The 14,655-nt window shown below is 63.2% G+C and carries 13 protein-coding genes; 3 read left to right on the plus strand and 10 right to left on the minus strand.

Going from position 1 to position 14,655, the window contains the following annotated elements; genetic code table 11:
• Nucleotides 1-300: 300 nt before the first annotated feature.
• The 3 genes from FJW04_RS27455 to FJW04_RS27465 are packed head-to-tail and all read right to left on the minus strand — an operon-like array spanning nt 301 to nt 3,924.
• Nucleotides 301-1,461 (minus strand): M20 aminoacylase family protein, encoded by a 1,161-nt coding sequence (locus FJW04_RS27455; protein ID WP_140717876.1) that lies wholly within the window; start codon nt 1,459-1,461, stop codon nt 301-303.
• A complete protein-coding gene (locus FJW04_RS27460) occupies nt 1,454-2,701 on the minus strand; it encodes a Zn-dependent hydrolase (protein WP_140717968.1) in 1,248 nt (415 codons plus the stop codon). The genes FJW04_RS27455 and FJW04_RS27460 overlap by 8 nt, the downstream gene beginning before the upstream one ends.
• A 14-nt stretch (nt 2,702-2,715) precedes the next feature.
• Nucleotides 2,716-3,924 (minus strand): diaminopropionate ammonia-lyase, encoded by a 1,209-nt coding sequence (locus FJW04_RS27465; protein ID WP_140717878.1) that lies wholly within the window; start codon nt 3,922-3,924, stop codon nt 2,716-2,718.
• Nucleotides 3,925-4,028: 104 nt separating this feature from the next.
• Between FJW04_RS27465 and FJW04_RS27470 the strand changes: the two genes are divergently transcribed.
• Nucleotides 4,029-4,508 (plus strand): Lrp/AsnC family transcriptional regulator, encoded by a 480-nt coding sequence (locus FJW04_RS27470; protein ID WP_015318455.1) that lies wholly within the window; start codon nt 4,029-4,031, stop codon nt 4,506-4,508.
• A gap of 61 nt (nt 4,509-4,569) precedes the next feature.
• Entirely contained in the window at nt 4,570-5,712 is a 1,143-nt protein-coding gene (locus FJW04_RS27475) for an NAD(P)/FAD-dependent oxidoreductase (RefSeq protein ID WP_140717880.1), read from the plus strand.
• Nucleotides 5,713-5,726: 14 nt separating this feature from the next.
• Here FJW04_RS27475 and speB read toward each other — a convergent pair whose 3' ends face one another.
• The 7 genes from speB to FJW04_RS30110 form a co-directional block, all read right to left on the minus strand.
• A complete protein-coding gene (gene speB, locus FJW04_RS27480; RefSeq protein ID WP_140717882.1) occupies nt 5,727-6,536 on the minus strand; it encodes an agmatinase in 810 nt (269 codons plus the stop codon).
• A gap of 59 nt (nt 6,537-6,595) precedes the next feature.
• A complete protein-coding gene (locus FJW04_RS27485; RefSeq protein WP_140717885.1) occupies nt 6,596-8,716 on the minus strand; it encodes a molybdopterin oxidoreductase family protein in 2,121 nt (706 codons plus the stop codon).
• 209 nt (nt 8,717-8,925) lie between these two features.
• Nucleotides 8,926-10,803, minus strand: coding sequence for an ABC-F family ATP-binding cassette domain-containing protein (locus FJW04_RS27490; RefSeq protein WP_140617193.1), 1,878 nt, complete (start codon nt 10,801-10,803; stop codon nt 8,926-8,928).
• Between the two features lie 133 nt (nt 10,804-10,936).
• On the minus strand, nt 10,937-11,389 hold the full coding sequence (locus FJW04_RS27495) for a MucR family transcriptional regulator (RefSeq protein ID WP_015318459.1): 453 nt from the start codon (nt 11,387-11,389) through the stop codon (nt 10,937-10,939).
• Between the two features lie 161 nt (nt 11,390-11,550).
• Nucleotides 11,551-11,754 (minus strand): hypothetical protein, encoded by a 204-nt coding sequence (locus FJW04_RS27500; protein ID WP_015318460.1) that lies wholly within the window; start codon nt 11,752-11,754, stop codon nt 11,551-11,553.
• A complete protein-coding gene (locus FJW04_RS27505; RefSeq protein ID WP_140717970.1) occupies nt 11,747-12,673 on the minus strand; it encodes a DMT family transporter in 927 nt (308 codons plus the stop codon). The genes FJW04_RS27500 and FJW04_RS27505 overlap by 8 nt, the downstream gene beginning before the upstream one ends.
• Before the next feature lie 45 nt (nt 12,674-12,718).
• Complete coding sequence (locus FJW04_RS30110; RefSeq protein WP_181173071.1) at nt 12,719-13,552, minus strand: hypothetical protein; 834 nt, start codon at nt 13,550-13,552, stop codon at nt 12,719-12,721.
• Nucleotides 13,553-13,662: 110 nt separating this feature from the next.
• On the opposite strand from FJW04_RS30110, the gene FJW04_RS27520 reads away from it, so the two are divergent.
• On the plus strand, nt 13,663-14,622 hold the full coding sequence (locus tag FJW04_RS27520; RefSeq protein WP_015318463.1) for a LysR substrate-binding domain-containing protein: 960 nt from the start codon (nt 13,663-13,665) through the stop codon (nt 14,620-14,622).
• Nucleotides 14,623-14,655: the final 33 nt, after the last annotated feature.

Genomic DNA, 14,655 nt, shown 5'->3' on the forward strand with positions numbered 1-14,655 from the left:
TCCAGCTCCGCCCGCGCATCTATGAACCCGCAGCATCCAAAAGCGTGCCACAGCCATGACAGTAAAACCCTAACTTCCGCCGAGCGCGAGCGTTCTAACTTTAACGAAATCTAATTTAGCATGCAGGAGAGAAGGCCGGCGCCGCTTGGGAGGTAATCTGATAGCGCCGGCCAGGCGGATATCAGGTCCGCCGCGTGAGCGAGGCTAGCTGAGTCTTGCCGTAGCGTCATGCCAGATCAAGGATTTCGGCCTTTCCCCGGCGTTTTCCCCCGCTAAATGCCGCGAAATCCCCCCGGGGGTTCAGGTCCCAAGCCGCTGCCTGGCGATGGCGGCATGGAAACTGGCGCCGAACAACAGCCCGTCGTCGTTGAAGTCGTAACTGGAATTGTGAAGCGGTGCCGAGGCCTCGCCGTTGCCGAGGAAGACGAAGCAGCCCGGCACGTGGTCGAGGAAGCGGGCGAAATCCTCCGACGCCGTCATCGGCTCGCAGGCGACCGCGATATTGCCGCGTTCGAAAACAGTCCCGGCGGCGGCAAAGGCTGCGTCGACCAGTTCGGCATCGTTGCGCAAAGGCACGAATTCCCTGGTGTAGTTGACCTCGGCGGCAACGTTGTAAGCGGTAGCGATGCCTTCGGCGATGATGCGCATCTGGCATTCGATCTTGGCGCTCACCTCGGGGCGGAAGCTGCGCGCGTCGCCAAGGATGCGGGCGATGCCCGGCAGTGCGTTGCGGGTGCCATCGGTGATCAGTTCGGTCACCGAAACCACGGAGATGTCGGCCGGGCTCAGCCGGCGCGAGACGATGGTCTGCAGGTTGGTAACCAGCGCACAGGCGGCGACCAGCGTTTCCTGACCCGAATGCGGCCGCGCAGCGTGACCGCCCAATCCCCTGAGCACGATCTCGAAGACGTCTTCGGCCGACATGACCGGGCCGGCACGGGTCTCGAAATGTCCGACCGGCAAGCCCGGCATGTTGTGCAGGCCAAAGATCTCGTCGAAGGGAAAGCGCTGCATCAGGCCATCGTCGAGCATCGCCAACGCGCCTTTTCCCCATTCCTCCGCCGGCTGGAAGATGAAGCGCACGGTGCCGTCGAAACCGCCCTCCCCGGCCATGAGCTTGGCCGCACCGAGCAGCATCGCCGTGTGGCCGTCATGGCCGCAGGCATGCATGATTCCGGGATTGCCGGAGCGGTATGGCGCGGTTGATTGCTCTGATATGCGCAGAGCATCCATGTCGGCCCGCAGCGCGATCGCGCGGTTGCCGCTGCCGCGCTTCAAAGTCCCGACGACGCCGGTGCCGCCGACACCCTCGGCGACATCGTCCAGTCCGAATTCGCGCAGCTTGGCGGCGACGAAGGCCGCGGTGCGCTCCTCCTCGAAGCCGAATTCAGGGTGCGCGTGCAGATCATGCCGCCATTCGGTCATCTCCAGCTTCAGCACATCACGATCGATTTCAGCCATCGCCTGATACCTCCTGATCCGCAAGCTGGGCAACGATATCAAGCAGGATGTTGGCGCCGGCGACAAGCTCGGCATCGGCGGTATGTTCGCGCGGATTGTGGCTGATGCCACCGGCGCTCGGCACGAAAATCATCGCCGCGGGCGCGAGGCGCGCCATCATCTGCGCATCGTGGCCGGCGCCCGAGGTCATGCGCTTGGACGCGTACCCGCGCTTCTTCGCGGCAGCTTCGATCAATTCGACAATGCTTATATCGAAGATCACCGGCTCGAAGCGGGCCAGCCGCTCGACCGAGATCGCGACGCCACCATCGGCGGCCAGGTTCTCAAGAAACGCGGCGAGTGCGGCTTCCTCGGCTTGCAGGCGATGCTCGAAAGGGTCGCGCAGGTCGACGGTGAAGACGGCGCGCGAGGGAATGACATTGATGGCGTCTGGCTCGAAACGCATCGTGCCGACCGTTGCAACGGTCGGCGTGTTCGAAGCTTTGGCGCGGTCGTGCAGGAACGTGACGACACGCGCGGCCGCATGCCCGGCGTCATTGCGCATCGACATCGGCGTGGTGCCGGCGTGGTTGGCGACGCCGTCTATGGTGATGCGCTGCCAGGAGATGCCTTGCAGGTTTTCCACAGCACCGATCGGCACGCCTTCGCGTTCCAGAACCGGGCCCTGCTCGATATGCAATTCGAGATAGACGTGCGGCTTGAGGAAGCCCGGCTCCTCGTCGCCGGCATAGCCGATGCGGGCCAGTTCCTTTCCCAGCACGCTGCCGTCGGTGCCGACGGCCGCCAGCGCCTCGTTGATCCCGACACCGCCGGCATGGACCAGTGAACCCATCATGTCGGGGGAATAGCGAACCCCTTCCTCGTTGGTGAAGGCGGCGACCGCGAGCGGGCGCGACGGGACAAGAGCCGACGCCTTCAGCGTCTCGATTACCTCCAGCCCGGCGAGCACGCCGTAGCAGCCGTCATAAATGCCGGCATCGATGACGGTGTCGATATGCGAGCCGACGAGGATCGGCGCATGGCCGGCATTCGCCGGCGCCTGCCAGACGCCGAAGATATTTCCCATGCGATCGATGGCGATTTCGAGACCGGCCTCGCGTAGCCAGCCGACGAAGCGGTCGCGACCCAGCCTGTCGGCGTCGGAGGCGGCCAGCCGCACCAATCTGCCCTCGCCATCACGACCGATGCCGCCGAGCTCGCGGATGCGGCCAAGCAGCCTTTGTGCGTCGATCGAGGTCATGGCATCGATCAAGGTCATGGCGTCGCTCCAGAAAGCACCTTGCCGGCAAGCACATCCGCCGGATTCATGCCGACGAGTTCGGCATAGCAGCGGGGATCTGTCGCGCCTTCGGTGTTGACGACCAGGACGCGCGAACTGGCGTCAAGGCCAAGCTCGGCCTTATGATCGGCCATCGCCCGGATCAGCCCGGCAAGGCCGACCCCGCCGCTTTCACCGGCGACGATGGCCGGATCGTTGCCGGCCGGGCGTGCCAGCCGCCGCATCACGGCGATGGCTTCGTCCTCGTCGACGGTCATGAAGGCATCGGCGACGCGTGCCAGCACGCGCCAGGCGACCGGCGAGGCCTCGTAGCATTCGAGCATCGCCATGACTGTCGCCTCGCCATGCGCGATCTTGACCGGATGCCCGGCCTTGGCGGCGCCGAAGACGCAGGCGGCACGGGCGGGTTCCACCACCGTGAAAACCGGCCTTGTTTCGCCAAGCACGATGGCAAGATGGCCGGCTACCGCCGCCGCGATGCCGCCGACGCCGGCCTGCACGAAGACATGGGTCGGCGGTTCGGAGACCTGGCCCAGCGCCTCGCGCACGATCGCCGTGTAGCCCTGCATGACGAGGCCCGGAATGCGTTCGTAGCCCGGCCATGAGGTATCGGAAACCACCGTCCAGCCTTTCTCCGCGGCGACGCGCGCCGCCTGCCTGACCGAATCGTCGTAATTGCCGTCGACATGGATCATCTCCGCCCCATAGCGGGCGATGGCCGCGACGCGCCCGTCGCTGACGCCGGCATGGACAAAGATCGCCGCCTTTGCGCCAACAAGCTCGGCGCCTTGCGCGACGGAGCGGCCATGGTTGCCGTCGGTAGCGCAAGCAACCGTCATGGTCGCCGCGACCGACCGGACTTCGGGCCGATCGAGATCCGCGACACCGACGGAGCGGCCGAGCCGCTTGCTTGCCTCCTCCAGGACCAGACGGAAGACCGCATAGGCGCCGCCCAGCGCCTTGAAGCTGCCTAGGCCGAGGCGAAAGCCCTCATCCTTGACATGCAAGGTGCCGAGACCGAGTTCGCCAGCCAACGCCGGCAGGGCGTGCAGCGGCGTCGCCAAGTGATTGTCACGGCGGGCAAGGAAACGCTCGACAGTGTCCGCCCCGGCGATGCCGAGGGTTTCGGCATCGGCCTCGTCCAGCGGCTGGCGGTGCAAGGCATGGCGATTGGGCAGGAACATTGGCGGTCTCTCCTTGGCGTCCAAGAGAAGATATATTGCAAACCCTGCGCAAAAAGCGCCGCAATTTAGCTCTTGAAATGCAAGTTTGTTTCGTCAGGATAGCAATGTCTCAGTCGCCAGCCTCACTCGACAGCTTCGATCTCGCCATCCTTGCCATCCTGCAGCGGGACAACACGACGCCGCAACGGCTGATCGGCGAGGCGGTGAACCTGTCGGCGCCAGCCGTGCAGCGCCGCATCAAGCGCATGGAGCAGACCGGCGTCATTACCGGCAATGTCGCCATTGTCGAGCCGGCGGCCGTCGGCCAGCCGATCACTATCTTCGTCGAGGTGGAGCTCGAGAGCGAACGCACCGAACTGATCGACGAGGCCAAGCGGCAATTCTCGGCGGAGCCGCAAGTACAGCAATGCTATTATGTCACCGGCGAGGCCGACTTCATCCTCGTCATCGCCGTGGCCGACATGGGCGCCTACGAGGCGCTGACGCGAAAACTGTTCTTCGGCAGCAACAATGTGCGGAAGTTCCGCACCTTCGTCGCCATGGACCGCGTCAAGGTCGGGTTGACGGTGCCCCTGCCTGGATGAGCCGGTGCACCCTTGCCACGTTTCTGACATTCTGGATCGCCAATTGGAGGGGGAGGCGCGCATGGACGAAACCACGAAAGTCGCGATCATCGGTGCCGGGCCGGCGGGCCTGGCGGTTGCCGCATGTCTTCGCCAGGCCGGGCAGGATTTCGTCATGCTTGAGAAGGAGCAGCAGGCCACGCCAGCCTGGCGGCGTCACTATGACCGTGTGCATCTGCATACGACCAAGCGTTACTCCTCGCTGCCCTTCGTTCCCTTCCCAAGGGATTATCCGCGCTATGTGCCGCGCCACCTCGTGGTCGAGTATCTCGACGCCTATGCAAAAGGCTTCGCCCTGGAGCCCCGCTTCGGCGAAACGGTGCGAGCGGTCGCCAGGGATGGCCGCGGTTGGCGGGTGGAATCGACCTCCGGCGCCTTACGCGCTTCGCATGTGGTGATCGCGTCCGGCTACAATGCCGAACCCTTGCTGCCCAGATTTGCCGGCATCGACGCCTTCAAGGGCAAGACGCTGCACAGCGCCGACTATCGCAACGCCGCGCCTTTTGCCGGCCAATCGGTGCTGGTCGTCGGCATGGGCAATACCGGCGCGGAGATTGCGCTCGATCTGGTGGAAGGCGGCGCCCGACCGACGATCTCGGTGCGCGGCGGCGTTCACATCGTCCCGCGCGAACTGTTCGGCGTGCCGATCCAGATGGTCGGCATGGCGACGCGGCTCGGGCCGCAGCGCATCAACGACGCCCTGTTCCCCGTCATCCTCGATCTGGTGCTGGGGAGGCTGGAGAAGTTTGGGCTCAGACGGCCGAAGCAGGGACTGCTGCAGCAGATCGCCCTTGCGTCGCGCATTCCGGTGATCGATGTCGGCACCATCGGCAAGATCCGGGAAGGTGCGATCAAGGTGGCGCCCGACATCGCCGAAATCTCGGAACGGGGCGCCCGTTTTGCGGACGGCAAGCACGGCGAATTCGACGCCATCCTCTTCGCCACCGGCTATCGGCCGGGCTATGCCAGGTTCCTCGAACCCGGCGTGGAGCCCGGCCCCAGCGGCGTCAATGCCCGAGCTTCGGATCTCGGCCTTTATCTGGTCGGCTTTCACAACGCGGTCACCGGGCTGTTGCGCGAAATCGGCATCGAGGCCCAGGCGGTCGCCGATGACATCCGCCAACGGCAAAACAGGAAAAAGGTGGCCGAAACCCTGCCGGTGTGATCCCAGGCGCGCCCTCAATCCACCGCGGGCGATGTCCTGAGCATCATGCCGGCGATCTCCTTCGTCAGTTTGGCGGCGACAAGCGCCGTCATGTTGGAGAGGTCCTGGCTCGGATTGTATTCAACGATATCAGCGGCAACGATCGGCTGGTTGATGCCTTGAATCAGGTTGATGACCTGCCGCGTCGACAGGCCGCCGGGCTCGCGGTGAGAGACACCGGGCGCAAAGGCTGGATCGAGCCCGTCGAGATCCATCGAGATATAAACCGGAGTCTTGAGATCAAGCGTCAGGCTTGCGCCGAAATGCGCGGCCTCCACGACCTCGACGCCAAAGCGCTTGAACTGATCGCGGTGATGGTCGTTCACGGCGCGCAGGCCGATCTGGATCAGCCGGTCGGCTAGCCGTTCCTCCATGATGCGCGCGAAGGGCGAGGTGTGCGAACGCGGATTGTCACCGTAGGCATGATAGATGTCGGGGTGGGCATCGATATGCACGATCGTCAGGCTCGGGTGGCGACGGCGCACCGCGCGCAGCACCGGCCAGGTGATCGCGTGGTCGCCGCCCAGGCTGATCAGCGGGTGGCCTGCCTCCAGGGCGCGACCGACTTCGCTTTCGATGCGCTGCCAGGGATCGCCCGGTTTGTCGAAGTCGATGTCGCCATGATCGATGAAGCGGCCGGTCAGGTCGAAGCCGGTCTCGCTCCATGAGGAGTAAGCATCGCTGGTGAGTTCGCGCCTGATGAGCGGCGGCGCCTTGGCCGCACCCTGGAGATAGGATGAATTCTCGTCATGCGGTATTCCCAGAAGCGAAATCGCGCCAGCCATCGACACTCTCCCATTGCGACGGACGAATTGACATCAGGCGCAATCGATAATCGCGGCCGCTATGCACTCAGCTCTTGCGCCCGGCGCAGCCAGACCTTGTTGTCGTGAAAGGCAGCGCCGCCATAGGGTGCGGGGGCGTCGGCGCCGGTCAGTACATTGATGCCCTCGCCGCGCTCATGCGCGCTGTTCGGCCAGATACCTTCGGCGATCACGACGCCGCGCTTGATGCCGCCGAACAGTCTGGCGTGCAGCACCACCTCGCCGCGCATGTTGCCGATCTCGACACGGTCGCCCTCGGCCAGCCCCAGAGCCGCCGCGTCCTCGGGATGCAGCAGGAGTTCCGGGCGGACCTCCTTGGCCTTCGACACCGGTGTTTCGGAAAAGGTCGAGTTGAGGAAGTTGCGCGCCGGCGAGGTCGTCAGCCGGAACGGATGGGCTTCGTCAGCCACCTCGATCAGGTCGACATGATCAGGAAATTCGGGCAATCGCGCCACCGGGCCGAACAGACCCATGCTCTTCGGCGGCCGGTTCGGAGCCGCCTGGCCGGTCCAGTCGGCGCGAAAACGGAATTTCCCATCCGCATGGCCAAAGCCCCGGATGAAATGCGCCGTGTCGAAATCCGGCTGCAGATCAATCCACTTCTGCTCTTCCAAGCTGGCGAAGCTGCCCAACCCGCGCTTGCCAAGGATGATGTCGATATGCTGCTGCTCGGTCAGCCCGAAGCCCGGCCTGTCGGCGACACCAAGGCGCCCGGCCAGCTGCTCGATGACGAAATGGTTGGTGCGCGGCCCTTCCGGCGGTTCGATCAGCTTGGGGCCGAGCGTGATGTGCTGGTTGCCGCCGCCCTTGTAGATGTCGTCATGCTCGACGAACATCGTCGCCGGCAGCACGACGTCGGCCAGCTTGGCCGTGTCGGTCATGAACTGCTCGTGCACGCAGGTGAACAAATCGTCTCGCAGGAAGCCCTGCTTCACCAGCCGCTGCTCGGGCGCGACATTCACCGGATTGGTGTTCTGGATCAGCATCGCCGTCACCGGCGGTCCGCCATAGAGCGCGTCACTGGCGCCGGTCAGCACCGGGCCGATGCGCGAATGGTCGAGATAGCGGATCGAGGGATCGCGCATGCGCGTGCCCTCGAGCACCTCCTGGTTGAGTTTGAAGATGCCGGAATTGGAATGGAAGGCGCCGCCGCCCTCATACTGCCAGGCGCCGGTGACGGCGGCGATGCAGGACGCGGCATGCATGTTGACGGCGCCGTTGCGCTGGCGGGCAAAGCCGTAGCCGAGGCGAAAATAGGTCTTTTTCGTCGTGCCGACGAGGCGCGCGAAGGTCTCGATCTCGGCGACCGTCAAACCAGTAATATCGGCCGCCCATTCCGGCGTGCGGGTAACGAGATGCGCCTCCAGGCCTTTCGGATCGTCCGTGTATTTCTGCAGATAGGCGCGGTCGGCCAGGCCTTCGCGAAACAGGACATGCATGACCGCACAAGCGAGCGCGCCGTCGGTGCCGGGCTTCAGGACCAGACCAATGTCGGCCTGCTTCATCGTCGCATTCTCATAGACGTCGATGACCACGATCTTCGCGCCGCGTTCCTTGCGCGCCTTGATGGCGTGGGTCATCACATTGACCTGCGTGACCACGGCGTTGGTGCCCCAGATCACCACGCAGTCGGATTTCGCCATCTCCCGCGGGTCCGGTCCGCGCAGCGCGCCTGCCCCCATCATCCAGCCGGTCCAGGCGAGATTGGTGCAGATCGAGCCGAAGAAGCCCGAGTACTTTTTCGCGTGGCGCAACCTCTCGATGCCGTCGCGCTGCACCAGCCCCATCGTGCCGGCATAGTAATAGGGCCAGACCGTCTCGGAGCCGTACTTCGCTTCGGCCGCGTCGAATTTCTCGGCGACGAGGTCGAGAGCGGCCTCCCAGCTAGATTCCTGCCAGACGCCCTCGCCCTTGGCGCCCTTGCGCACCAGCGGCTTCAGCAGACGATCGGGATGATGGACGCGGTCGGCATAGCGGGCGACCTTGGCGCAGACGACGCCCGATGTGTAGCTGTTGGCCTTGGCGCCATGGACCCGGCCGATGCGGTTGCCGTCGAGCAGTTCGACCTCGAGAGCACAGGTCGACGGGCAATCATGCGGACAGGCCGAATGGCCGATGCGGAGGTTGGCGTGCTGGTTCATGGGAGCAAGCTACCCGTTTATAACGGTCAGGTGTAGGGCCAGATGGCACCTTCCCTTCTCCCCTTGCTGAGAAGGTGGATCGGCGCAATAGCGCCGAGACGTCGAGGGGTGTTCCAGCGGAGTGAGACGCTGGCGTTTCCAGGCATACCCTTCATCCGACCTCGCTTCGCGAGGCCACCTTCTCCCTGGGAGAAGGTGAAGCGCTCACCCTACTCCGCCGTGCCTTCCTCATATTCGGCCGACATGGTCAGCCATTTTTCCTCGTGGCCTGCCAGCGTCTGCGCAAGCTGCGAGCGCTCCTTGGCGAGCCGCGTCGCGGTCGAGGGATCCTTTTCATAGACCGCCGGATTGGACAGCTCGTCCTCAATGCCGTCGATGCGTTTGCGGATGCGATCCATCAGCGCCTCGGTGGCGCGGATTTCCTTGGCCAGCGGTTCGAAGGCGGCGCGGCGTGCGGCCGCGTCGCGGCGACGGTCGGCTTTTGACGCCTTGTCCGCTTCGCGCTTGCCACGGCGGTCGCTGGAGACGCCGGTGACCAGCGTCTTGTAGTCCTCCAGGTCGCCGTCATAGGGATTGACCGCACCGTCCTTGACCAGCCACAGCCGGTCGGCGGTCGCTTCCAGCAGATGGCGGTCGTGCGAAATCAGGATAACGGCGCCGGGAAATTCGTTCAGCGCATGGATCAGCGATTCGCGGCTGTCGATGTCGAGATGGTTGGTCGGTTCGTCGAGGATGAACAGGTTCGGGCCCTCGAAGGCAGACAGGCCCATCAGAAGGCGCGCCTTCTCGCCACCGGACAGGTCCTTGGCGGGCGTATTCATTTTCTCGGTCGTGAGGCCGAACTGGGCAACGCGGCCGCGCACTTTCGATTCCGGCGCCTCCGGCATCAGCCGGCGGACGTGCTCATAGGCATTCTCCTCAGGACGCAGATCGTCGAGCTGGTGCTGGGCGAAGATCGCCACCTTCAAACCCGGCGCCACCGTCATGGTGCCGGTTTCCTGCTTCAGGCGACCCGACAGAAGTTTGGCGAAGGTCGACTTGCCGTTGCCATTGGCACCGAGCAGCGCGATGCGGTCGTCGGCATCGATACGCAGCGTCATCTTCTTCAGGATCGGCTGACCCTCGGTGTAGCCGACATTGACGTTGTTCAGCGCCACGATCGGCGAGGCCACGGTCTTCACAGGCTCGGGGAAAGAGAACGGCCGTACCGTGTCGTTGACGATGGCCGAGATCGGCTTCATCTTTTCCAACGCCTTGATGCGCGACTGTGCCTGCCTTGCCTTGGAGGCCTTTGCGCGAAAACGCTCGACGAAGGATTCCATGTGCTTGCGGGCGGCCTCCTGCTTAACCCGGCCCTTTTCCTGCAATTCCTTCTGCTCGGTATACTGGCGCTCGAACTGGTCGTAGCCGCCGCGCCAGAACGTCAGCTTCTTCTGGTCGAGATGAACGATCGAATTGACGGCACGGTTGAGCAGATCTCGGTCGTGCGAAATCAGAAGCACCGTGTGCGGATACTTTGAAACATAGTTCTCAAGCCACAACGTCCCTTCAAGGTCGAGATAGTTGGTCGGCTCGTCGAGCAACAGAAGGTCGGGCTCCGAAAACAGCACGGCGGCCAACGCAACGCGCATGCGCCAGCCGCCGGAGAAGGACGAGGCCGGACGGCGCTGCGCGGCGTCGTCGAAGCCTAGGCCGGCCAGGATGGTGGCCGCGCGAGACTCGGCCGAATGGGCGTCGATATCGGCCAGCCGCATGTGGATGTCGGCGATGCGGTGCGGATCGGTGGCGGTCTTTTCCTCTTCGAGGAGCGCGGAACGTTCGAGGTCGGCCTTGAGCACGATCTCGATCAGCGGGTCCTCGGTGCCGGGCGCTTCCTGCGCCACCTGACCGATCCGCGTATTCTTCGGCAGGCTGATCGAACCCGTCTCGGAGGGGAAATCGCCTGTTATGGCCTTGAACAGCGTCGTCTTGCCGGTCCCGTTGCGGCCGACAAGACCGGCCTTGGTGCCGGCCGGCAGGGTGAGCGAGGCGTGGTCGAGAAGCAGGCGCCCCGCCATGCGGAGCGAGAGGTCGTTGATGATAAGCATGGCCGCGCTTTTGCACTGGACATCAACGCTTCGCAAGACCTTGCGGGCCAGTTGGCCGCACAAGGCCTGGAAACGGCGCCCACAACCGCGCCGTCAGAGCCACGACAGCGCCCGCCGTGCAGTCGGCAAGGCCTCAGGCAGCCGCCTTGCCGCGCTTTGTCGTCTTGGCCACGACTGCCGGCGCAGCGGCCGGCTTGCGGCCAAGTCCCGTTGACTTCGCCAACGCCGACCGGGTCGCGGAGTAATTCGGCGCGACCATCGGGTAGTCCGGCGGCAAGCCCCATTTGGCGCGATAGTCGTCAGGGCTCAAACCGTAGTCCGTCCTGAGGTGTCGCTTGAGCGACTTGAACTTCTTTCCGTCCTCCAGGCAGATGATGTAGTCGGGAAACACTGACCTTTTCGGATTTACGGCGGGAACAAGGCTCGGGCTTTCCACGACAGCCGCACCAGCCAGCTTTCGGACCGAGGCGCTGACGCTGGCAATCAAGTCAGGCAGGCCCGAAGCCGGGAGCGGATTGTTGCCTACATAAGCCGAGACAATATCGGCGGTTAGCTCGATAACGATCTTATCCTCGATATTTGACAATTCTTTCACCCTATTTGCGACAAAGTCGTCTACCCCAGTGAAGACTTTTGTCGATGTATCTCTTTAACCGTGCCCCCAACGGACCCGCCAAGTCCCAAAACGAATCAAGACTTGGCGTCAACTACTTTTATGGGAAATCGACCTCGTGCAAATTAGAAAATCTAATACTTGGATACGGCAGACTTGGTTGAACGGCTGTCAGCCAATATCTCAAGAATACGCTTCCAGCGGGCACAACGCCCGAAATCCTTCTGCTCGATCGCCTTTTCGGCCTTCATCGCGGCGTAAAGTGGTGCCTCGGCGCCAAATTCCTTGATCAGCCAATGCGCTTCCTGCCTGGCGAGACGTTCATTGTCGTCAAACATAATTTTCCGCCTCCGAACGTTCCAGTCCGACCGCGATGCAACTGCCTATGACAAGGACGGCTCCGGCAATGGCTGTCGTCGTCAACCGTTCGCCGGACAAGGTCAGCAGCAGTGTCGAAGCGATCGGCGTGAGATAGGCAATGACAGCCACCTTCCCGCTGCCTCCCAGTTTCAGGGCCCGCGACCAGAAGTAATAACCAAGCCCCATGGGGCCGGCACCGAGATAGAGCCCGAGGGCCAGATCCACGCCGGGGGGCCAGGCTACGCCTTCGCGAACGGACCATATAAGCGTCAAGGCGACGCCAACCAGCGACGATGGCAGCAACAGGCGGTCCGGCGAAGTGGCGAGCCGTCCCACCATCACCGAATAGAAAGCCATGCACAGCGCGGAGCCGAATGCGCACAGACAGCCGGCGAGATCACCCTGAAACCAGGTGCGGTCGCGGCCTCCCGAAATCACCAGCGCGACGCCGACGAACCCAAGGGCCGCTGCAAGGCCCAGCAAAGCCGGACGCCGGGGATTTTCGAAGGCGATCACGGCCGCGGCAACCATCAAGGGCCAGGTGTAGGCCACGAGATTGGCTTCGATCACCGGCATCGAGGCGAAGGCGATATATTGCAGCACCATGGTGCCGACCAGACCGATGAAGCCGACCGCGAGCGGCATCAGCGCGGTGCTCGCCGTGATTGCCGTGGCTTTCTCCCGGCTCATCAACCGGATGGCCGCGAAGACCAGCGCGGCCCCTGCAAATTGCAGGAACTGCACCTGCGACACCGGGTGACTGGCCAGCAGGGATTTGCCCACCAGCGCATTTGTCGACCACAACGCCACCGCGCCGGTGGCGAAGACCAGCGCGGACATCGAGCCTGATCCAGGGCGAAAGAAGCGCCATGGGGCTCTATCTCTGCGCTCGACTATGATCCTGTCCGAAAACCGGCTCCCTTTTTCCCGGATCATGGATCGTTACCATGATTCCCTGGCCCCACCCGGAACCGGCGCTTCGGCCGGGGCCGGCGTCGGATGTTCCGCCTCGAACCGGCGATAGGCCGGCAGCTGATTGGTCCACACGTCCTCGGCCAGTTCATTGACCCATTCGCGGTCGTGATCGTTGTCGGCGGCAAGGTAAAACATCCTGTTGTCGTCCACATAGGGCTTGGCCACGGAGCGCTGGTTGAGCACCAGGGTGACGCGTTCGCCGAACTGGATCGGCGCCGTGCGGTGCAGGACGCCAAGGAACTGCCCGAGCGTCGCATATCTCATCTTGTGATCGATGCGCATGATACGGTTGCGCGGAATCTCGCGGCCGGATTCGAGAATGGCGCGGCCGGTCTCGGAATCATCGCAATAGATTTCGAGATGGCCGCCGACCAGCGGATCGCTGATCGACAGCGGAATGAGTTCGGTGACCGGAACGCCGTCGCAATGCCATTCGACGGCGCCATCCCTGGGATTCATGAAGGTGACGGTGGAACCTACGATCGACAGCGGGTAGGGTTCCAGCTTCGTGCCCATCATGTCGGACAGGCGCTCCAGGCGCAACTTGTCGTTCAGCAACTCCTTGATTTCGGGTATGAAACGGTCGGCGCCTGTGATGAAGGTCAGATCGAGGTGCTTGTGCACGGCATGGCTGGCCTTGAGCTTCAGGGCGGCCTCCTCGATCGCAGCAAGCAGTGCCGGATCATAGCCGTGCAGATACTGCGCAACGCCGAAGCTCGACACCTTCCAGGCGGTTTCGTGGCCGATAATGGCCTCGCGGCTCATCGCATAGTGCAATTCGGGTATCGTATGTGCGTTCATTGTACTTCTCCAAGTGGGGGCAAACACTTGGTTAACAGTCAATTAAATTAGCTCCCCCTGTAAAATTAGGAATGCTAGTGCTACCGTAAGCCAAGCTTAAGGTCGAAACCGTGCGTCTGCTCAGTCAGGTCAACCTCAATTCGCTGAAAATCGTGGAGAGTGCTGCGAGGCACGGCAATTTCACGCGTGCCGGAGAAGAACAGTTCATCACCGCATCGGCGGTCAGCCAGCGCGTCAAGAGCCTGGAGGACCAGCTGCGTTTCAAGATTTTTCAGCGCGGCGGCAATGCGGTGTCGCTGACACCGGAGGGCGAGACCTATGTCTCGCGCGTTCGCGAGGCGCTGGAGCGTATCGTCGCCGCCAGCATGGAAGCGACCGGGCAATCACAGGAACATGTGCTGAAAATATCCGTGCTGCCGACATTTGCCGCGCGCTGGCTGTTTCCGCGCCTGCCGCTGTTCCAGCAGCAACATCCCGATATCGTGATGCGGGTTTCGACCTCGTACGCGACGCATGAGTTCACGACTTCCGAATTCGATCTGGAAATCCGCTATGGCGACGGCCATTTCAACGGACTGCCGTCCGACCTGCTGTTTCGGGAAGACCTGACCCCGGTATGCAACCGCAAATTGTTCCATGAGGTTCTCGGCGACAAGCCGGTATCAAAGGTGACGCCGGACGACCTCAAGCACTTCACGCTGCTGCATTCCGACACCTGCACACAGAACTGGCAATCCTGGCTTGGTTTCGCCGGGGCCAGTTTTGTGCTCAGCGAGACCAAAAGCATCTATTTCGACTCTTGCATGATGTCCTACGAGGCGGCCAATGCCGGAATGGGTTTTGCGGTCGCCAACCGTGCCTATATGGCCAGCGACATCCGCGCCGAGAGGCTGGTCGCTCCCTTTGCCGTCCACCATCCGAACACGGCCGGCTGGTATTTCGTCTCGCCCCACAAGAGCCTTGCCGCGCGCAAGGTGCTGCGGTTCAAGCAATGGGTGATGGCGGAAGCGGCTCTGACACAGAGCCAATTGGATGGCGAAGTCACCGGCCTGGCTTCCGCGGCTGTGTGAAAATGCGGAGATGGTCCGCGCCAACCGCTTGCC

Origin of the sequence: Mesorhizobium sp. B2-7-3, assembly GCF_006440715.1 — a bacterium.
GTDB lineage: Bacteria > Pseudomonadota > Alphaproteobacteria > Rhizobiales > Rhizobiaceae > Mesorhizobium > Mesorhizobium australicum.